The following is a 19,565-nucleotide window of genomic DNA, read 5'->3' on the forward strand; positions in this document are numbered from 1 at the left end:
AGGGACCATCCCCGCGGGCGCGGGGAGCAGGAGGTCCTCGGCAAGTCCCTCACGCCGGCCCAGGGACCATCCCCGCGGGCGAGGACGGCGCCGGGACCATCCCCGCGGGCGCGGGGAGCAGGGGGCGCCTCAAGTCCAGCCTCGGCCGGGTGGGGGACCATCCCCGCGGGCGCGGGGAGCAGTACAACCTGGAGCCGATCAACTCGGGCCCCCCGGGACCATCCCCGCGGGCGCGGGGAGCAGAGAAGCGGGCCCGGGCTGAGCTCCTGGCGCTGGGGACCATCCCCGCGGGCGCGGGGAGCAGAGAAGCGGGCCCGGGCTGAGCTCCTGGCGCTGGGGACCATCCCCGCGGGCGCGGGGAGCAGCGTTCGGCGGCCCTCTTCATCAGAAGCGGACCGGGACCATCCTTGCGGGCGCGGGGAGCAGAGCCAGGCGCCCCCGGCTCTGAATACGGTCCAGGGACCATCCCCGCGGGCGCGGGGAGCAGGATTCCGCGCCCGGCTTCAGGCCGAAATCCTTGGGACCATCCCCGCGGGCGCGGGGAGCAGGACACGGAGTCGATTACCAGGCCGCCGGACAGGGGACCATCCCCGCGGGCGCGGGGAGCAGGCCGCCGCCGAGGTCGCCCCCGAATCGCTGGCGGGACCATCCCCGCGGGCGCGGGGAGCAGTGCCGACCTGCGACCGAAATACCGTTGCGGACGGGACCATCCCCGCGGGCGCGGGGAGCAGGAGTCGCGACCCAGAAGAGGATTCGTTCACATGGGACCATCCCCGCGGGCGCGGGGAGCAGCACGCATGCCCGTGCTGCGACCACCGCACCACGGGACCATCCCCGCGGGCGCGGGGAGCAGTCGGCCACCAGGTACGCGCTCAGGTACGCCTTGGGGACCATCCCCGCGGGCGCGGGGAGCAGGCGACGGTGAACACCTCTTGCGAGGGGTCCGGGGGACCATCCCCGCGGGCGCGGGGAGCAGCTGAGCAGGCAGCACGGTCGGAGGGGCGGCGGGGGACCATCCCCGCGGGCGCGGGGAGCAGGCCCCGTACACCCCCAGCCCGCGAAGGTAACTGGGACCATCCCCGCGGGCGCGGGGAGCAGCTGGGACAAGCAGACCTACACGGTCAGCGCCGGGGACCATCCCCGCGGGCGCGGGGAGCAGTTGCACGGGCAGTCGGCCACCCACCTGCCGTGGGGACCATCCCCGCGGGCGCGGGGAGCAGTCGAGGGTGTCCCGGGAGACATTGCGGCGCGGGGGACCATCCCCGCGGGCGCGGGGAGCAGACTGCGCGACCTGGGCCTTTAGCTCCGCCACGACCAGTTTCGGAGCACTTTCAAAGAAATAGACAATTTAGACATACAGGCTATTTTCCTCTGCCGAATCGTCGGCGTTTGGCGGCCCTGCTCCATCCGGATGGTTCAGCTGACGGGCTGCTCGTTTCCCGGGGTGGCGTGGCGGCTGGACGGTGGATCAGGGTGATGCCTTCGTGGTCGATGGGCTGCCATGCGTGGTCGTGAGTACGGAAGGTGAAGCCTTGTTCGTTGTTCGTGGTGTGGGCGAGCAAAGCGCGGCCCTGACCGGCGTACTGCTGGACTTCGTTCCACAGCACGTCGCGAATCCGGGCTGAGGGGTTGCCGACGAAGACGCCAGCGGAGATCTCCAGCAGCCAGCGGGTGAGGAAGCCGCGCAAGCCTGCGGGGCAGTTGGTGAGGACGATGACGGTCACCAGTTCACCGGGCCGTAGTCGTCGGTCTCGCCATGGTTGTATCCGGAGGGGACCTCGCGGCCGCCGTCGCTTTGCAGCGTGACCACGTCCCGGTGCTCGTCGGGGTCGGCCGCATCGGCTTGTGCCGGTAGGAGCAGGCGTTTGATGTCGTCGACGCAGCGTTCCAGCAGGGCGGTCTCGTTGATGCGGTCCCGCAGTGCGCGGCGGGTGCGGGGGCCGGTGTCTTCGGGGTCCTGTGCGGCGATGTCGAAGGCGAGTGGGATGCCGAACTCGGTCTTGTAGAGGTCGGCGATGTCGAGGACGAAGGACAGTTCGTGGCCGGAGTGGATGAAGCCGAGAGCGGGGCTGCATCCCAGTGAGGCGACGACGGCGTGGGCGATGCCGTACATGCATTGGGCGGCTGCGGTGATGGCCTGGTTGACCGGGTCGCCTGCGGTGAAGTCGCCGGGCACGTATTGGCGTCCCTGCCAGGTGAGGCCGGTGCGGGCGGCCTGGGCGCGGTAGCAGGCTTTGACGCGGCGTCCTTCGCGGCCCAGGAGTTCGTGGCGGGTCAGCCCGGCGGGGTCTTCGTCGGGGAAGCGCAGTTGGTACATGGCGCGGGCGACGGCCAGGCGGCTGCGGTTGTTGGCCCACTGCCGTGCCTGGGCTTCCATGAGTGCGGAGGATCGGGACAGGGCGCGGCCGGCGGCGTAGTAGCGCACGCCGCGTTCTCCGACCCAGCAGACGGCTGCGCCTGTTTCTCCCAGGACGCTCATGGCTTGGTGGGTGATGCGGGTGCCGGGTCCGAGGAGGAGGGTGCCGATGGTGGCGGAGGGGATGTGGGTGGTGCCTTCGGCGTCCTGGGCGGTGATGGCGTTGGCGTCGCGGTGGATGGTGCAGCGTTCCAGGTAGACGAAGGAGAGGCGTTCGGCGGTGCGGGTGAGTTGGCGTGGGGTCAGTGCGGTGCGCTGGGAGATGGTGGTCATGAGGCCCGTTGTGGTGCGGGGCGCTGTGTGGCGGGTGCCAGGGTGATGAGGCCGCATCCGTAGGCTTTGGCCCGGCCGATGCCGTGGGCGAGGGTGTGTCGCAGGGCTTGGGGGTCGGTGACTTCGAGGCGGCCGTCGAAGGTGGCGGTGACGAGGGTGACCGGCTTGGTTCTTCCGCTGGTTCGGGGTTCACGTGACCGGTCGAAGGAGCGGGGGGTGCGGTCGCTGACGGAGAGTTCGTAGCGGTCGCCGTGGTGTTCGTGTTTTCCGTGGTGGGTGGTGCCGCTGGGCAGGAGGCGCTGGGCGTCGGGTTTCTCGAGGATGCGGAAGCCGCAGCGGTCCTGGCGTTCGAGGAGCCAGCGCATCTGGTGGACGGGGGTGAGGTGTGCGGTGATCTTGCGGGGTTCGTCGGGGTGGCGGCGGATGGTGTGGACGGGGTTGGCGGTGAGGCGGAAGGCCCACTGGTCGCCAGCCGTCAGCCGGTCGAGCAGCGGGGTGTAGGGGCGGGTGTGCCATCCGGGGTTGTGGGGGTCGGCTGCGGCGGCTGCGGGCCAGCCGGCTTGTTCCACGAGGTGGGTGAGGTCGGGCTGGTGGGGGCTGACAATGTAGAGCAGGACCTCGGCGCGGGCCTGGTGGTCCAGGCGCCACAGGACGCGGGGCCCGTCGGGGGGTGGGCTGTCGGTGGGCAGCAGGGTGGGGAAGGCGGACATGACGGCGGCGTGCATGGTCTGCGGCGAGGACAGCAGGCGGCGGGCGCCGGGCCGGGCGGTGTTCACGCGGAAGCGGGTGAGGAACATCAGCTGTTCTCCTCCTCCAGGGCATCGAACGGATCGTGCTCCACTGCACGGGCGGCAGGGGCGGTGGCGGGGAGGGGCACCGTGGTGGTGATGACGGTGCGCAGAGCGTGGCGGCGGTGTGCGGCGGAGAAGCTGAGCGGCTGGTCGCGCAGGTCCTGCGCGGCGCCTGGTTCGCCGGGGGTGGCTTCGCGCAGGACGGTCAGCGTTTGCGGGAGGCGGGTGCGGTGTGCTCTGCGGTACCAGGCGGAGGCCTGCCAGGGCACTTGCTGGAGGGCGGTTTCCAGGGTGGTGTCGTGGAGGCCGAGGTCGACGGGTTGGGCGGGTGGGCAGGACCGGCGGCCGAGGAAGGGCGGGTACACCGGGTGGGTGAGTGCGGCGTTGAGGTCGGCGAGCAGGGGGTGGTCGCCTTCCAGGGCGGCGACGAAGACGGCGTCGGCGAGGTAGAAGCGCTCGGACAGGGGCATGGACTGGCCGGTGGCGGCGTGGTGGGCGGTCTGGAAGTCGCGGATGCGGGTGCCGGGCTGGTCGATGCGGACGCCGAAGCGCAGGGCTGCCAGGGGGGCGAGCCGTGCGTCGTCGCCGCGGTCGATGCCCTGGGCGGCGGCGAGCAGGCCGATGACGCCGCTCTTAGTGGGTGCGGATTCGGTGGTGCGGCGGGTGAAGCGGGAGGCGGCCCCCCAGGACTGCAGGGGGCCGGCGAGCCGCAGGGTGAGCACGCTCATGCGGGCTTGTCCAGGCGTTCGGCGACGGCCTGTCCGACGGCGGTGACGAGGTCGGACAGGGTGTCGGACTCGGTGCCGAGGTCGGCGAGCTTGAGGGTGTTGGGGCCGATGCGCAGGATCCAGGTGCGGGTGGATTCCTGCTGGCCGTAGGCGCGTTCGAGGTCCGGGACGTAGGCGGCGAGACGGTCGGCGGCTTCGCGCAGGTGGCCGCCCTGGTCACCGCGGACGGGCTCCTCGAAGGCGGCGACGAAGCTGACGGGGCGGGTGGTGCGGAGCTTGACGATGACGGCGTCGGGCAGGGTGTGATGCCCGAACGTGTTGATCTTGCCGGTGGGCAGTGAGGCGACGAAGCCGTGGACGAACGCCTCGACGGCGCGGCGTACCGGCTCGGTGCGGGCCTCGTCCTCGCGCAGGCCCTCGCCGAGGTTGGCGGCGAGTTGGTGCACGCCCAGGGCGGCGTAGCGGTAGAGGGTGGCGGAGTTGAAGTCGACGGTGCCGATCATCCCGGCGCCGGTTTCCTCTTCGGTGTTCTCGTCGTCGACGGCAGTGTAGTAGTCGGACTCGTTCTCCACCCGGTGGACGCTGATGGCGTGGGCGACCTGGACGGCGGCGTCGACGTTGAAGTCGGCGGCGTCGGCGACCATGCGTCCGAACAGGGCGATGTCGACGGAGTGCCGGCTGTCGGCGATCTCCTTGATGCGGTCCTTGTTCTTCTTGTCTTTCACGAACGCCGTGATGTCGGCGGCGCCTTCGACGGCGAGGCGGGCCAGGCCGTCGAGTTGGCGGGCGCTGAGGAAGACCAGGTACTTGGCTTCCGGTGCGGGGGTGGCGCCGGATTCCTTGGCCGCTTCGGCCTTCCGCTTGGGGATCTCGGTTTTCAGTCCGGCGGCTTTCACCGTCTCGTCGGCGACGGTCAGCGCGGTGTCGCTCTCGATGGAGGGGTCCAGTGCGGTGATGCGCTCGGCGAGCACTTCCACGATCTTCTTGGTCCTGACGCCGAGTTCGTTGGGTTCCAGGAGGTGCTCGTCGTTGAAGTAGGTGCGGGTGGCCCGCTTCCATGCCTGGCTGGAGACCCGGGCGCGCGGCACTCCCCCGTAGATGGCGGTTTTCGGGGCGCCGGTGTCGTCCCTGTTGAGGTTGCTGGGCGGGACGGTCTGCAGGGCGTGCACGTCCAGGAAGATGCGGGTCACGAGGCGTCCTTGTCACGGTCCGGGCTGGGCAGGGTGGTCTCGAGGGTGGTGCTCTCGCCGGCAGCAGGATCGGGTGCCGGGTCCGGGCCGACGGGTGGCTGCCAGGCGTGGAAGGAGCGGCCCCACTCCCGGCGGACGCGGTCGGCGCCGCCGGGCCACTGCCAGGCGTAGAGCTGGCCGGCGAGCAGTCCGTAGTCCAGGGGAATGTCCGCGCGGCGCAGCAGCACGACCAGGTCCCGCAGCCGCTGGGACAGAGCGGTCAGGTCAGGCGCTGTGCCGGCGCGCACCAGGCGCTTGCGGATGGGCTCGTCGATGTCGCCGGGCGGCATCAGGCGCCGCACGGCCGCCCCCAGACCGGCCGGCTCTCGGGGTGCGGCCGGGCGGTGCATGCCGGTGCTGCGGGACTGCTGGTGCAGCGCCCACAGGGTGAGGACGGCGTGCAGGGCGTCCTCGGCGCGGACCAGTTCTTCCTCGCGCAGGGGCCGCGTGCCCTCGTCGTGGGCGTGCAGGGGGGTGGTGTCGACGAGGGTCCACAGGTCGGGCAGTGCTCCGGCGTCGCGGCCGGCGCCGCGCCGCAGGCGGGCGAGTGCGGCCACGTCCCTGGAGTTGTCGCGCAGGTAGCCCTTCTGCCAGGTGGTGATGCGGGTGGCGGCCAGCTCGGCCACCCGGGTTTGCACGGTCGGCGCAGTGGTGGTGGCGGTCGTCATGCGGGCACCTTCGGGTCGGTCGTGGACGTGTCGGGCTCGGACGTGCTGGCCGGGTGGCCCAAGGCCTTGGCCAGTCGGCGGCGGAACCAGCGGTCGGCCAGCCCAGCGTTCAGCCACACCGTGCCGTTCTTCGCCGAGACGGTCCGGCCCTGCCAGGCGGCCTGGCCTGACTGCTTGATGAGGCCGTCGCCGAGTCGGCCGACCGTCTCGAAGACGGTGTTCTGCCACACCCTGCGCTGCTCGAACGGGTCGTCGGTGTCCGCCAGTCCGGCCAGCCAGACACGGTAGGGGTCCTCCAGTGCTCCGAAGCCGAGGTCCCGGGCCGCCGAGCGGGCTCCATCCCCCTGCGAGCCGACCGCGCGGGCCAGATCGGTGGCCAGATCCCCCAGAGCGCGCACCGCCAGATCGGCATCCTCGGCCGCGCCGATCGCCTGCCGGGCATACATGCGGTCCTGCTGGTGCAGCAGCACCACCGGCATCGCGAGATGGTCGTCCGCCAGGTCGTCGATCACCGACTGCTGGGTCCCGTACGCGGCGCCGATCACCCGGGCCCTGATGAGGAAATCACGCGGCAGCACTCCTTCGGTGACGAGCCGGGCGACCCACTCCAGGATCCCGGGCCGCAGGTAGGCAGCAGCTTCCGCGCCCTGCGTCGTCTCGGACCGGTCCGCCACCAGGGAGGCGATACCCCGCCAGGCCGAGCGCGCCGGATCATGCTCACGGGGCAGGTAGATGGGCGACTGGCGCAGCTTCTTCTCCTGTGCCGGGCTGCGCCGCCAGGCGGTCATCGGCTCGCGCCGGTGCATGTTGCGTGCCGCGAGCGGATCCCCGTAGCCGAGGACCACCCCGGTGACCGCGTCGTCGTCGTAGTGCAGGCGCAGCCGTCGGGTCTGCCATGTGTACAGATCCCGCAGCCCGGTGGGGGTGCGGGCGCTGCCGTCTGCTCCGCACGGCTCACGCCGCCAGGCCGGCCGGTCTTCTGCCGCGAACTCCAGGTGGTCGCTGTCGGCCGGAACCAGATTCAGCAGCAGCGTCTCGCGCAGAGTCTCCCCTTCCACGAAGACGCCGCCGAGTGCGCCGGCCCAGCCGGTGCCCAGCGGATACACCTTGCCGCCCTTGACCCGGTCGTCCCCGACCATGCCGGACTTGATGCCTGAGGTGTCGTACGCGTGGGCGTGCACCACCCACCGGGCCGCCTCGGCGAACGTCAGGCGCTCGGCGGCCGGCATCCGCGCCGTGAAGAACGGCTCCCCGTTGGGCACGTCGGCCACGATCCGGTTGAGGGAGAACACCTCGTCCTTCGCGGTACGCAGCCCGGCGCTCTGCAGGAACGGGGTGTGCGGGTGGAGCAGGTCGAACCGCTCCTGGTGGGCGTCGAGGTAGTGGCCGATCCCGGCGAAGCAGTCGGGGTCCGCCCACAACTCGGCCCAGGAGTCGATGTCCTGCGGCCCGTCCAGGGCGTCGTGGGCGAGGGCCAGTAGCAGCCGCAGCAGTGCGAACTCCTGGGTGGGCAGGTCGCCCACGATCCGCCGCACCTTCCTGGCCTGCGTGAACACCTGCCGCAGCGACAACTGCGCCTGGCTGCCCTCGCCGTCAAGGACCTCGATCCACGGCTGGTCGGTCAGATCGAATGACGGGCCTTGCGTCGTGCTGTCCCCGGCTCGTTCAGTCACGGGTCGCCTCCAGGCCGTCCAGGGGGCTGTAGCGGACCGCAAAGCCTGCCAGCCGGGTCTGACATTCCTCATCGAGTGCAAGAATCAGCTGGTCGGAGAGCCACGGACTGGTCTTGCCCTGCCACGCGGGCACGTACAGGCGCTCCAGTTCAGCGATCGCCTGGTCCATGGTCTGGGCGTAGGAGAACTGCAGGGGCAGCCGCAGCCCGCAACTGGCCGCCGTACGACCGGCGAACGACGTGGGCGCCTGGTCCTGCGGCAGCTCGAGCCCACCGCGCTGGCGTCCCTTCGCGTCCGGAGCAAGCCACGGCAGGGTCACCAAAGCGCCGTCCGCGCGCCGCTGGACGACCACGACCTCCAGGCTCTCCCGGCTGTCGCGGACCTGTGCCCGGCCGGTACGGCTGTCATCGGCGTCCCCGACGCCGGCCGCCACCCACCCGAACAGCGGCTGGCCCGGCCGGCCCACGTCGCCCAGCCGGAATACCGCCGCCCGATCGGCCTGGTCACTCCGGTGCTGCTCGAGCCGCACTCTCGCCTCCTGGAACGCAGGTTCCCACTTGGCGGGGCCCACCGGTGCCTCCCCGTAGGCGCCCTGCACCAGCGCGGAGATGTCTGCGGGCAGCCGCACCGGGCGCTGCGGCCCGCCTTCGAGGTGGGGCAGCAGCACGGCGGCCGACCGCAGCAGCGCGTGCGTCCCGTACACCGCGACGGATCCCCGTACCGGGGTCGGCACCTCTGTGTCCCAGTCCATGCCCGTCAGCCAGCACCGTGCTGTCCGCAGCCGTTCGGGCCGCTCGCGCTGTCCTTCGCCGCGCTGGTGGCGGTGCAGGCGGCCCATGCGCTGCAGCAGCAGATCGACCGGGCACAGATCACTGACCAGAAGGTCGAAATCCACGTCCAGGGACTGCTCGGCGACCTGGCTGGCCACCACGATGTGCCGGCTGTCCGGCCGCCCGGTCGCCTTGTCCGGCGGCCCGAACCGCTGCAGCAGATCTCGGTCCTTCGCCGCCCGGTCCACATCGACGAAGCACGAATGCGCCACGGTGACGTTGTCGTCGCCGAACCGGTCCCTCAGCACACGCGCCGTCTCCAGCACCCGCCTGACCGTATTGCGCACCACGAGGACGCAGCCCCCGCCCACGAGTTCCCGCTCGAGCAGGTCGGCCAGCACCTCCGCGTCGTCCGGCAGCCGCTCGACGTGCACATCCGTGCTTCGCGCCGAGGGCTGCGGGCAGCGCACCACCGGGGCGCCGCCCGGCGCCACCGCTGTCAGCAACGGATAGGCGTCTTCATCGGCGTCGTCATCGGCCTCGGCCGGCGCCGGTGTGGGAGTTCCCACGTAGGCGTCGAGCAGCTCGCGCCGACGCCCCGCGGGCAGCGTCGCCGACAACACCACCACCGGCACCCCGTACGCGCCCAGCCAGGACAGCACCCGGTCCAGGTAGACACTCATGTAGGCGTCGTAGGCGTGCGCCTCGTCGATGACGACGACCTTGCCTGCGACCGCCAGGTGACGCAGCGCCAGGTGACGGCTCTTGAGTCCTGCAAAGAGCAGCTGGTCGACGGTGCCTGTCACGAACGACGCCAGCATGGCCCGCTTGCGGCCGCGCAGCCAGGCGTGCGCCACCAGTTCAGCGGCGGCAGCCCGCGTCGGGTCTCCCAGCTGCCGTGGGCCCGGCACGTCGGCGGCGTCCATGTCGACGGCTGCCACCCGGCCGCCTCGCGCGAGGAGGGGCGCGAAGTCCTCGTTGAGGGCCGCCTTGGAGTGGGCGAGATGCACCGACTGCCGTCCGATTCCCGGAAGTTGCTCGATCCACTGGAGCAGGCGAGGAAACATGGCATTGCCGGTCGCCATCGTCGGCAGCGCGAAGAACACGCCTCCGGCGCCCGACCGCGCTGCGAACACCTCGGCCACGGCGAGCGCCGCCTCCGTCTTTCCCTCCCCCATCGGGGCCTCGATGACCATCAGTCCCGGCACGGCCATCTCCCGGGCCAGCCCTACCGCCGCCTCCTGTACCGGCCGTACCTTGGCGTCCTGCGGCAGTCCGAACCGCGAGGTAAAGAGGTCCTGGGCGTCCCCTGTCGGCTCCTCGGCCTCCCACGGCGCCGGCAGGTCCAATCCCCGCCATGCCGCGGCCAAACGTTCCCCACCGCTGTGAGAAGCGGCTTCCGGGAAGTACGGAAAGAGTTCAGGGTTGCTCGCGATCCAGTCCGCGACGATCACCACCGCCGTCAGCAGCACCTGCGCCGGCTGCGGCAGCTTCACCCCCCGCCATGACGCGAGGCGCTCTCCCACACCGAACTGCTCCGCACAGGCGTCGAGGAACTCCCTCTGCACCTGGCGCCACACTGCACTGCTGCGGCCCGGTGTCCGCAGCAACTCCTCATGCTCGTAAAGCGCCTTGATCTGGCCGTTCTCCGGCGGCACCCCGTGATGCCCGCCCACCGCCACCGTGAACTGCCCCGACTGCCGCCCCGTCCAATCGTGCCGCTCCTCCAGCCACTCCCCCAGCAGCACCTGCCCGGCCAGCCCGTGCGGAGCCAACCGCCGATCCGGCCCCAACGCCTGCCGGGACCGCATCTCCAGCCCGCGCTCACGCATCACATCAGCAAGCTGCTCCACCTGACAGGCGAAAGAGGGCGTCGCCTTGCCGATGTCGTGCACGCCTGCAAGCCAGACCGCCAACGCCCGACCGTCAGCGGCGCCACCCGGCAGGCTCGCGGCAACTACCCTCCGTACGGAGGCCGGTAGCCACTCGTCCCACAGGAATCCCGCAACGGCGGCACCGTCCTCCATATGCCGCCACAACGGCATCCAGCCATCGCTGTCCCGGTCATGCTTCGCCCACACCGATCGCGCCACCGGCCCAAGCCGTGACAGCAAGCCGCCACCGGCAACTCCCCCACCCGTCATGGGAAAACACCTACAGGCAAACCAGCACCCAGCAGGCCAAAACCAGCGAACATGCCACCCCGGCAACCGATCCCTGCGCTTCACGCACCGACGCGATCACTCCAGCGATAGGGTGGTCGATTCACCACCGAACACCCCACGGAACCCATACCGACTATGACCGATTTGCCGGAATCAATGAAAGTGTGTGAGAACCCGCCTCGGGCGGAGTAAACCCGCAGGTCGCGCAGTCTGCTCCCCGCACCCGCGGGGATGGTCCCTGGACACCGACGGCTACACCGCCGGCATGTACCTGCTCCCCGCACCCGCGGGGATGGTCCCTGGATGCGGAGTTCGCGCAGGTCGTTTGCGGTCTGCTCCCCGCACCCGCGGGGATGGTCCCTCCTCGGCCAGCGACCGCGCTTCGTCGAGCTGCTGCTCCCCGCACCCGCGGGGATGGTCCCTCGGTGTCGCCCACCCCGAACGGGGTCGGCAGCTGCTCCCCGCACCCGCGGGGATGGTCCCGACGTTGTGATCCGCGGGGAGCTGGAGTCCGTCTGCTCCCCGCACCCGCGGGGATGGTCCCCGTCGGTGTCCAGCTCGTAGGTATCGAGCCGCTCTGCTCCCCGCACCCGCGGGGATGGTCCCAGGTCGCTCATGGAGTTCACGAAGACCTTGCGCTGCTCCCCGCACCCGCGGGGATGGTCCCGTGCGCACGGACTTGGTGATCTGCGTCCGGAACTGCTCCCCGCACCCGCGGGGATGGTCCCCGTCCGGAGGACACGGGCGACCGGCTCGTCGTCTGCTCCCCGCACCCGCGGGGATGGTCCCAGCTTGTCGATCATCGCTGTAGGGATCTTGCGCTGCTCCCCGCACCCGCGGGGATGGTCCCCAGAACGCGCGCCGGTCCGGGACGGGAGAGGCCTGCTCCCCGCACCCGCGGGGATAGTCCTCCGAAGAGGTTGCCGGTCGTGCGGATCGGCTGCTGCTCCCCGCACCCGCGGGGATGGTCCCTTCACGCGACCTCACCCGCCTTGACGCTGGCGCTGCTCCCCGCACCCGCGGGGATGGTCCCTTGGCGTGGATCATCGCCCACCCGGCGCAGGCCTACTCCCCGCACCCGCGGGGATGGTCCCGCATGGAGCGTGAACGTTTCATCTGCTGCCCGCACCCACCGAATCGGCTACCTCGACCAAGCGGGCGCGCACTCAAGGCATCCCGGCTCTGCCGGAGTCCCCGAAAGATCATCCTGGGTAGACCGGCACCCAACTGGGGTCTACAGGACCTGCCCACCGATATCTACTCGTCCGAGCGGTCCTCAACTGCTGGCGCCGAAATGCGGGGTTAGGGACAGAGTCTTCGGCAAACACTCAGCATCATGATGATCGAGTCCGTAGGATTTGGGCGGAATCACTTGAATCTTCCTGCATAGGCTGAGATCACCGTGAACGCTGCGACACTGCTGCTGCTTGGCGCCGCGGGCGGAGCGGTACGCGGAATCGTGCACGCCTACGACTGCATGACCGAATGGCTGAACGGGCGTCAGCAGTACCGGCTCGATCCCGACTCCGCTGCTGAAGGGCCACCCGCGTTCCGCGCGTTCTACGACATCGGGGGCGAGTCCATCGCCGCCGTGGTGCACACCCTGCTGGGAGCTCTCGTCGCCGGACTGCTGGGGATGTCAGGGCAGATCAGTGGCGGCTTCGCGGTGTTCGCTGCCGGAGCCTCGGCTCCCCTGGTCCTCGTCCAGCTCAAAAGCTCGCGCCTGGCGGACGTCGTCCTGGGGGAAGGCACCCCTTCGACCGCCGCAAACCCCACGCAGTCCGCAGATGCCGCAACCAACGAGCCGGTCCTGCGCAGCACCCGGAACACCACGCCCACACAACGCACCGCGAGTGATTCACCATCGTCGCTTGGGACGGACAGCCCGCCGGCTTCACGGCCTTCCTCGCCGCCAGGCGCGGCGCACCGGCCAGCCGCGGACGAGGACGGCACCGGGTGAGCCGGCCCAGCCTGCTGCGCCGCGCCGCCGCAGCCACTCTCGGTACCAGCCGCACGCGCACCCGGGCCCCAGCACTGACGGCTGCCGTTGAGCTTTCCCTCGCCCGCCGGGCCGCAGCCGCTGTCATCGGGATCCGCTCCTACCAGCCCGTCGGACGACCCGCAGCAGCCGGCCAGGCCAGTAACTCCCCTGCAGCAGCGCGGGTCTGGGAGATAGTCCGCTCCAACGACCTCACGCGCCCCTCCACAGGAAGGGCACAGGCGCCGCAGCCGGAGAAGGACACGGCTACTGTCCATCGGCCGCCGGACCACAACGGTCCGTCCCGTCAGAGCCTGCCGAACCGGGCCGCCGTCATTTTCGATCCCGCCTCACTCGTGGTGATCGGAGGAAGCGGGACTCACACACATCAGAGTCGGCGCCGACCACAGCACACCCTTGCGCTGGCCGCAGTTGCCACTGCTATCGCCATCGTATTCACCGTATTCGGCTACCAACTGCGCCCCCTCGTCCAGCCCTCGCGCTCCGTGGGCAGCGCGCCCGTCGAAAGCGGTGACGTGCCGGAGGCTTATCTTGGAAGCTGGACAGCAACCCTCGCCAACGCCGGCAGCGAAAACACCAGGTCACTCGTCATCAAACAAGGCAGCATCGGTGACGACATTCTGATTCTCGTCGCCGACGGCCCCACCGGCGAGGACACCTACCACTGCGTGTTCACGGCCGCCCTGACCGCCGCACCCAGCAACGGCACCAGACTGGAACTCGGTCCGAGCACCCTCACCTCCGGTACCCCGGCCGCCTCCTGCTCCCCGGGCACTGCCTCAACCCTCACCCTCAAAAGCGACGGCACCCTGCACCGCTCCCTCAGCAGAGGACAAACGGTCACCTACACCCGCACCCCGTAACCACCGCAACCCGAACGCCTGCAGGGGCATGGCACGCCCCTGCGCCCAGAACACCGCACCAAGCAAAGCCGTGCGCTCCCTCATCGGAGTGATCACTTACCGGTGCGCCGTACCCCGGGACCAAACCGGCAGTTGGACCTTGCATGCGAGTACTGACCACACGAGGGATTCAGATCCTGGCCGCCCTCGCCGCAGTGGCCGTCCTGACTGGAGCACAGATTCCCGCGGCAATCGCCGCTCCCAAGGCCACAAAGACCCCGGCAAGACCGTGCACCACGAAGTACAAGGTCACTGGCAAGTCCGTAGCCGTGAGAAAGCCAGCCTGGAACGACGGTCCGGTCGCCACGCCGAACTCCCCCATCGTCCGCTACCTGCACCGCGGAGACATCGTCACCTCATGCGTAGCAGCGATCGCCCGCACGCACCAGGGACCCGCCTACCGCAAGTGCGGCACCGGCGGCCACATCTGGCGCATCGTCCAGGGTGGCCAGGTGCCCGCTACCTGCCTGCAAAAGCTCTGACGGCCGCCTGCAGGATGCCGTCATGGGCACACTTCTCCCTGCCGCACCCGCTCGCCCCACGCGCTGGCCGAGTGGTCACCAACGCCCATCGCCACCCTCGAGGGCAAACACTGCCCCACTGCAAGCTTCTGCTCCCCCCACTCGCGGGGCAGGTCCCCAGCGGACACAATCACCGAGGGGTTCGGGGTCTACTCCGCACCCGCGGGGACGGTCCCGTCCCCCTGACCCTGCCGACGGAGCAGCGATATGGCAGACCCCACTCGTTCTGGCGCGAGTCTCCCAACGCGTACGCGGTTCAGGTCCGTGGAATCAGCGTCATGACGAGGTCTCCCGCCTGCGCCGTCCAGCTCTCTCCGCGTTCTACGGCCGCACGACCATAGCTGAGCATCTGATTGCGGATGACTCGCGCCGATTCGCCGAGAAACGCAGCTTCCCTGGGGGCATGGCGCGTTCCTGCATCCGCTGCACCGACTGATCAAGTGCCTGCACAGCATCCGCGATGTCGCCCACCTCCTGTCCTGCAGAGGCGATCGGCGAGACCTCCCTGGACATTCGTAGAGCCGTGATCGAATCATAGGAGCAGGCCAAGGGGCCGTCACGATCACCAAGTCTCGCGAGGGCCCGGCGCATCCGCGCGACACTGCTTCTTCCTCTCCGGACAGAGCGAAGCAGCCCTGTCCCACGCAAAGCTCTCCGCCTTCAGGGCAGAGCCTGCTGGAGTTCGGCGAGGACGTTCTGGGCCAGCTGAGCCGTCCCGCTGGTCACCCCCGTGGCAGCGCCTGCCGCGGCGCCTGCCGCGATCGGGACCAGGACGACCTGGATCCGCCCCAGCAGGCGGCGCAGGCGCCCGACGTCCGGCTCCTGTCGGGCCGCCTCCTCCAAGGCGGCTTCCGCGTCCTGGCGTACTCCGGTCTCCTCCTCGGTGCGCAGGCCGAGATGCTCCAGCGCGGCCAGGAGTGCCCCGACCGCCTCGGCCAGAGTGCTGTCGGTTCGGCTCTCCGCGGCGGCGTACTGGTGCTGTGCCACGTCGTGGTTTCCGATGGCGATCTGGCTTCCGTGGATGGACCCGTGGAACTGCGGGCCGCCCATACTCGTCACCGCGTTCCTCCGCGCCTTGGTGCCCCCCGCAGATCGTCCGTCAGGGACACGCGGTTGCGCGGCGCCGCCCGCAGCGCCCCATGGATGTCGTCCAGCTCCGCGGTGACGGCTTTCATGTCGACAGGGGTGCGGTTCAGTTCGTCCCTCAGACCGAGGATCCTCCGGCGGAGGGCCTGCTCTGTTTTCCTGCGCAGCCCGAGTTCTGGGAGGCGGCGCTGAAGATCGTCGAGCATGGGGGGCAGGTAGGTGCGGCAGAAGGTCTCCGCGCTGATGGATCCCGCATTCCCCTGCGTTGCTGCCGGCTGCGGCTGGTGGGGCAGATCGAACTCCCCTGATACGGGGGTGCTCTGTGGCTCCGGGACTGCTTGTGCCCTGCCGCCGAGGTAGGTGTTGGTGAACTCCTTCACCATGGTCTGCGTCACCGTGCCGCTGTTGATCGCCACTTGGCTGTTGGTGATCGCGCCGAAGAAATACATCCGCACGTCCGGAACGGACGGCAAAGCCGTGGGCGGGGAGCCGATGGCTGCATCGCGCTCGGCGTCCGGCAGCGGCCGAGCTTGTGCCTGCTGCCCCCGAGCGGGCGGCGGTGTCGAATTCCGCAAGGCGGCAGCCTGATCCCTTGGCGAGGACTCAACCGCCCTTCCTCGGAGGGGCATTGACGTCGAACTCCGCGAGACCGTTTCCACGCTGGTGTGTTGCCGAGTAGCAGGCGACGGCGTCGACGGAGCCCGCGGGGCCGTCTCCTTCATGGGATCACGTGGAGCGGGCGCCGTCGTTGACGGGCTGCGAGGAGATGCGGCCGGCGACGGCGTCCGCCCAGATGTCGAAGGGGCAGGATCCGGCCTGTCGTTCACGGCCGTCACCGACTTCCGTGTTGTGAATCGCAGTCCGGCCATGTGATCCCCCCGGCTGTTGGCGCGGCACCTTCTCCGACGGTAGCCGAGAGCGACAGCCAAGGGGTTCCGAATGCGACCAACGGGGCAAAAGGTGCCTGTCCGTCTGGATTTCCCGCAGCGAGCTCCCCAACAGAGGAGCTGGGGCCATCCCCACGGGTGCGGGGAGCAGTTCGGCAAGGGCTGGCCCGGAGCTGACGCCTGGGGGCCATCCCCATGGGTGCGGGGAGCAGGCTCCAGGCGCTCCGTGAGGTGACCGGGGGGAAGGGCCATCCCCACGGGTGCGGGGAGCAGAGCCGGCCGGAGCGGATGTCCCGCTCGATGGCGGGGCCATCCCCACGGGTGCGGGGAGCAGGCGCACACCCCGGGCGCCGAGTGGCAGGTGGAGGGGCCATCCCCACGGGTGCGGGGAGCAGGAATGCCGCCCTGGGTGGTCCCGGCCCGGGGCGGGGCCATCCCCACGGGTGCGGGGAGCAGCCGCAAGGGCTGACCCGGATGTGACACTGGGAGGGGCCATCCCCACGGGTGCGGGGAGCAGTGCGGTGGGGGTTCAGGTTGGACCTGTGGTCGGGGGCCATCCCCACGGGTGCGGGGAGCAGTGGTGGCCGTAGCTCAATTGGCGGAGCCCCCCGGGGCCATCCCCACGGGTGCGGGGAGCAGACCACCCGCGGCGAGATGAAGGAACTCGTGCAGGGGCCATCCCCACGGGTGCGGGGAGCAGTTCTTGTTGGCCTCATGCTGGGCCTTGGTGGTGGGGCCATCCCCACGGGTGCGGGGAGCAGAGCTCCTCGTCGTCCGCGACCGTCGCCACGCCGGGGCCATCCCCACGGGTGCGGGGAGCAGTGACGGTCCAGATACGCGGGGACGTTGAGATGGGGGCCATCCCCACGGGTGCGGGGAGCAGTCTGCCCGACCTGGGGCTTTAGGGCCGCCTCACTGGATTTTGAAGCACTTTCACGAAATCCGGCATTTCAGACATCGATTCCGTCGACGCCGAATAATACAGCAGGAGTATGGCCCTGGAGTCCGTGACCAGTGGTCGGCAGACCAGGAGCTTCGGGTTGAACGCGCCGCCTCGCCCCGACATTCACCCGCGGCAATTTTCGCCGTCAGCGCTCGATGTGGTATCGGCTCTGGGAGATGACGGCCTGTCGGAGTTTGGCGGTGAATTGGGGTGTGCGTGCGATGCGGTCGACGCCGCCGGCTTTGCTCTGCCGCAGAGCGCTCTTGAAGTTCTGGTCCAGGGTGCCCGTCATGCGGGACATGAGGTCGTCTGTGAGATGGACGAGATCGATGTTGAGCAAGTCCCGCGAGGTGGGCTGTCTTAGACGAGTGAGCGTGTGCGCGGACATGGCTGCCAGGGGGTACAGCCAGTTCTCCAGGGTTTCTCCGAGCAATGGACGGTCTTCGGCGTACTGAGTAAGGAAGCTTCGTAGACGGGTGTGGACATCGAGGCAGAGGCGATAGATATCCAGGTCGTGGCGGGAGGAGAAGATCGGTGAGTAGTGCTGGTCGTCCAGGAGGAGGGCGTCCGAGTGTCGCAGGGCGGTGTGCGGTTCGCGCTGGACGAAGGCTGTGAACTCCCGGGCCAAGCGGGTCATGCTGATGACCCGGTCGAGAGGGAAGCCGAGGTTGCGGTAGTAGCTGGCGCGGCGTTCGTAGTAGTAGCCACCGGCGTGACCGAGGCTTTCCTCGATGTCCTTCTGGATGGGTTCGGTGGCTCGCAGGGCGCCAGCTGGCAGTTGCGTCTGGCTGTTCGTGGCTCGGATGATACGGTCGCGAGCAGTGCCTGATTCGGGCGCGACCACGATCTTGACCAAAAGGGAGCGGTCGCGGTGCTGGCCGCCGCTCTGGAAGTAGCTGTAGATCTCATGGCTGGTCTGCAGCCCGTTGACGATCTGCGGTTCTTTGACAACGATCCTTTTGCCTGCGATCTGGGCAGCGTCGGCGACTACGGTGACACCGTTGTTGAACCACCAGAAGTCCTCACCCGTACCGGACTTGAGTGTCTCGCCGATGGCGTTGTTCACCGCAGTGGATCCGGCGTAGTCGCGCACGTTCGACTCGAACAGTTCCAGGCGCAGTGCTTCGTTGTCCGAGGTGATGAAGCGGTAGTACTCGTCCAAGCGGGCCAGGCACACATAACCCTCGCCGAGCGATGTGCTCATCGGCGTTTCGGTGAACACCAGCTGCGCGACCGCTTTCGCACCTCGGGCGGTGCGTTCGCGTAGATCAGCGGCGTTGAGGTACTCCAGATCCGCCTTCGTGTCCGAAGTAATCTTCGCGAGTTCTCGCCGCAGGCGGTCTCCCTTGGCCTTCACGTTCGGGTGCGGCGGCTCGGCTGCCTTGTTGGCATAGATCACCTTGATGCGGACCTGAGGGAACGACGACGCCAGCTCTTCGAGGATGTGCAGGAAACGCCGCGTCCGGTCCAGGAGCTTGGCGTTGGTGTGTGCGACCAAGTCCTCTTCGTCCCGGCTCATATCCAGCAAGGTTGGCAGGTGGAAATGGAGCTTCTCGACCACAGTCTCCTGGTAGCCCGTCGAGGTCTTGGCCTGCAGGATGACCAACTCGATCTTGCCAGCACGCAGCGGCAGGAACTGATGGGCATCGGCAGTGACGTAGCGCTCGTCAACGAAGGTCCAGATGCCATCGATGCCGCAGTCGTGAGCACCATCCACAATGCCGTCCATGATTTCGTCGTTGTCAAGGTCCCAGTCCTGCAGAGCCTTGTCTGCGGCGAAGAACGTAAAGAAGTCGTCCCTGCTCTTGTCCGGAGCCAGCTTCCGGTGCTGGTCCTCCAGAATGCGGTCGAGCAGTCGCTGGTCGTTGTTCTGTACGGACGTCATACAGCACTACCCCCCACCCATGCGTCAAACCCGACAACGATGTTGGCAGGCTCATGAGACTGTGAATAGCCCGCGAACACGACGCCTAGCCACAGTGCGCCCGCAGCACGGCGACTCGACGGCGACGATGTTGAACCGATCGCCGGCGAGATGGGGCCCGTCGACCTGGTTCGTGGGTCGGCAGGCGGCGTGACCGCGCCAAAGCTCAGCGGGCAACTGCAGCCCGCAGGCGGGCATGATGCCGACGGGCCCGAAGTCCGGCCCTGGGGCTGGACTTCAGCAGTTCCCAGGCATGGCGGCTCCGTATTCCCCAGCTTGCCCGGGTCAGCGCATACAGGATGTCCTGCCGGTGCGCGGTCCGCTCGACCTTCGGCATCCACCACGAACTGTAAGCAGCCACGGCTTTCGGTACGAACGTCCGCGTGAGGAGCAACCACCCTGCGGCCCCGAGTACGGCTCCTGCACCCATCCCACGAATGACCTCCTCAAGGCCGGGTCCGGCCCAGAGGTGGATGCCAAGAAGCGCCGTCCCGTTCAATATCAGGCCGAGGAAGCCGTACACGATTCTGAGGGGCCACGAAGTTTCCGGACAGGCGCCCAATAGGGTTGTCCTGAACAAGGAAACGAGG

Annotated in this window: 15 protein-coding genes and 3 CRISPR repeat arrays (1 of these 18 cut by a window edge); of the genes, 3 read left to right on the top strand and 12 right to left on the bottom strand. The window is 69.3% G+C overall.

Translation table 11 applies throughout. From position 1 onward, the window contains the following. Positions 1-1,281: a CRISPR direct-repeat array (repeat unit 29 nt; unit sequence GGGACCATCCCCGCGGGCGCGGGGAGCAG) (it extends 542 nt beyond the left edge of the window). Positions 1,282-1,361: 80 nt separating this feature from the next. From cas2e to cas3, 8 genes are read right to left on the bottom strand one after another with little or no spacing between them, the layout of a single operon-like run. Then, entirely contained in the window at positions 1,362-1,724 is a 363-nt protein-coding gene (cas2e, locus tag IE265_RS34785; RefSeq protein WP_190039759.1) for a type I-E CRISPR-associated endoribonuclease Cas2e, read from the bottom strand. Then, positions 1,721-2,689: a type I-E CRISPR-associated endonuclease Cas1e gene (cas1e, locus tag IE265_RS34790; protein ID WP_190039760.1), complete on the bottom strand. Its 969-nt coding sequence runs from the start codon at positions 2,687-2,689 to the stop codon at positions 1,721-1,723. The genes cas2e and cas1e overlap by 4 nt, the downstream gene beginning before the upstream one ends. After that, a complete protein-coding gene (cas6e, locus tag IE265_RS34795) occupies positions 2,686-3,486 on the bottom strand; it encodes a type I-E CRISPR-associated protein Cas6/Cse3/CasE (RefSeq protein ID WP_190039761.1) in 801 nt (266 codons plus the stop codon). The genes cas1e and cas6e overlap by 4 nt, the downstream gene beginning before the upstream one ends. Then, the gene (cas5e, locus tag IE265_RS34800; protein ID WP_190039762.1) at positions 3,486-4,208 is read right to left on the bottom strand and encodes a type I-E CRISPR-associated protein Cas5/CasD; all 723 of its coding nucleotides are present in this window, start codon (positions 4,206-4,208) and stop codon (positions 3,486-3,488) included. The genes cas6e and cas5e overlap by 1 nt, the downstream gene beginning before the upstream one ends. Further along, positions 4,205-5,398, bottom strand: coding sequence for a type I-E CRISPR-associated protein Cas7/Cse4/CasC (gene cas7e, locus IE265_RS34805; RefSeq protein WP_190039763.1), 1,194 nt, complete (start codon positions 5,396-5,398; stop codon positions 4,205-4,207). The genes cas5e and cas7e overlap by 4 nt, the downstream gene beginning before the upstream one ends. Continuing rightward, positions 5,395-6,105, bottom strand: a complete 711-nt coding sequence (gene casB, locus IE265_RS34810; protein WP_190039764.1) for a type I-E CRISPR-associated protein Cse2/CasB — start codon at positions 6,103-6,105, stop codon at positions 5,395-5,397. The genes cas7e and casB overlap by 4 nt, the downstream gene beginning before the upstream one ends. Further along, positions 6,102-7,778: a type I-E CRISPR-associated protein Cse1/CasA gene (gene casA / locus IE265_RS34815; RefSeq protein WP_229916893.1), complete on the bottom strand. Its 1,677-nt coding sequence runs from the start codon at positions 7,776-7,778 to the stop codon at positions 6,102-6,104. Before casA ends, casB begins: the two co-directional genes overlap by 4 nt. Then, on the bottom strand, positions 7,771-10,692 hold the full coding sequence (gene cas3 / locus IE265_RS34820) for a CRISPR-associated helicase Cas3' (protein WP_190039766.1): 2,922 nt from the start codon (positions 10,690-10,692) through the stop codon (positions 7,771-7,773). The genes casA and cas3 overlap by 8 nt, the downstream gene beginning before the upstream one ends. 231 nt (positions 10,693-10,923) lie before the next feature. Then, positions 10,924-11,807: a CRISPR direct-repeat array (repeat unit 29 nt; unit sequence CTGCTCCCCGCACCCGCGGGGATGGTCCC). 308 nt (positions 11,808-12,115) lie between these two features. On the opposite strand from cas3, the gene IE265_RS34825 reads away from it, so the two are divergent. The 3 genes from IE265_RS34825 (at position 12,116) to IE265_RS38815 (ending at position 14,096) form a co-directional block, all read left to right on the top strand. Next, entirely contained in the window at positions 12,116-12,673 is a 558-nt protein-coding gene (locus IE265_RS34825) for a hypothetical protein (protein ID WP_190039767.1), read from the top strand. Beyond that, complete coding sequence (locus IE265_RS34830; protein WP_190039768.1) at positions 12,670-13,575, top strand: hypothetical protein; 906 nt, start codon at positions 12,670-12,672, stop codon at positions 13,573-13,575. The genes IE265_RS34825 and IE265_RS34830 overlap by 4 nt, the downstream gene beginning before the upstream one ends. A gap of 308 nt (positions 13,576-13,883) precedes the next feature. Continuing rightward, a complete protein-coding gene (locus tag IE265_RS38815) occupies positions 13,884-14,096 on the top strand; it encodes a hypothetical protein (protein ID WP_229916894.1) in 213 nt (70 codons plus the stop codon). A 699-nt stretch (positions 14,097-14,795) separates the two neighbouring features. Here the strand turns inward: IE265_RS38815 and IE265_RS34840 are convergent. The 4 genes from IE265_RS34840 to IE265_RS38820 form a co-directional block, all read right to left on the bottom strand. Next, positions 14,796-15,194, bottom strand: coding sequence for a hypothetical protein (locus tag IE265_RS34840; RefSeq protein ID WP_190039769.1), 399 nt, complete (start codon positions 15,192-15,194; stop codon positions 14,796-14,798). After that, positions 15,191-15,796, bottom strand: coding sequence for a hypothetical protein (locus tag IE265_RS34845; RefSeq protein WP_190039770.1), 606 nt, complete (start codon positions 15,794-15,796; stop codon positions 15,191-15,193). The genes IE265_RS34840 and IE265_RS34845 overlap by 4 nt, the downstream gene beginning before the upstream one ends. 434 nt (positions 15,797-16,230) lie before the next feature. Further along, a CRISPR array of direct repeats spans positions 16,231-16,991; the repeat unit is 29 nt; unit sequence GGGGCCATCCCCACGGGTGCGGGGAGCAG. Positions 16,992-17,196: 205 nt separating this feature from the next. Beyond that, on the bottom strand, positions 17,197-18,936 hold the full coding sequence (locus tag IE265_RS34850) for an AIPR family protein (RefSeq protein WP_190039771.1): 1,740 nt from the start codon (positions 18,934-18,936) through the stop codon (positions 17,197-17,199). A 205-nt stretch (positions 18,937-19,141) separates the two neighbouring features. Beyond that, positions 19,142-19,565, bottom strand: a 424-nt coding sequence (locus IE265_RS38820) for a hypothetical protein (protein ID WP_229916895.1), incomplete at its 5' end; no start/stop codon positions are given.

Origin of the sequence: Streptomyces fructofermentans (genome assembly GCF_014651055.1) — a bacterium.
GTDB classification, from domain to species: Bacteria; Actinomycetota; Actinomycetes; order Streptomycetales; family Streptomycetaceae; genus Streptomyces; species Streptomyces fructofermentans.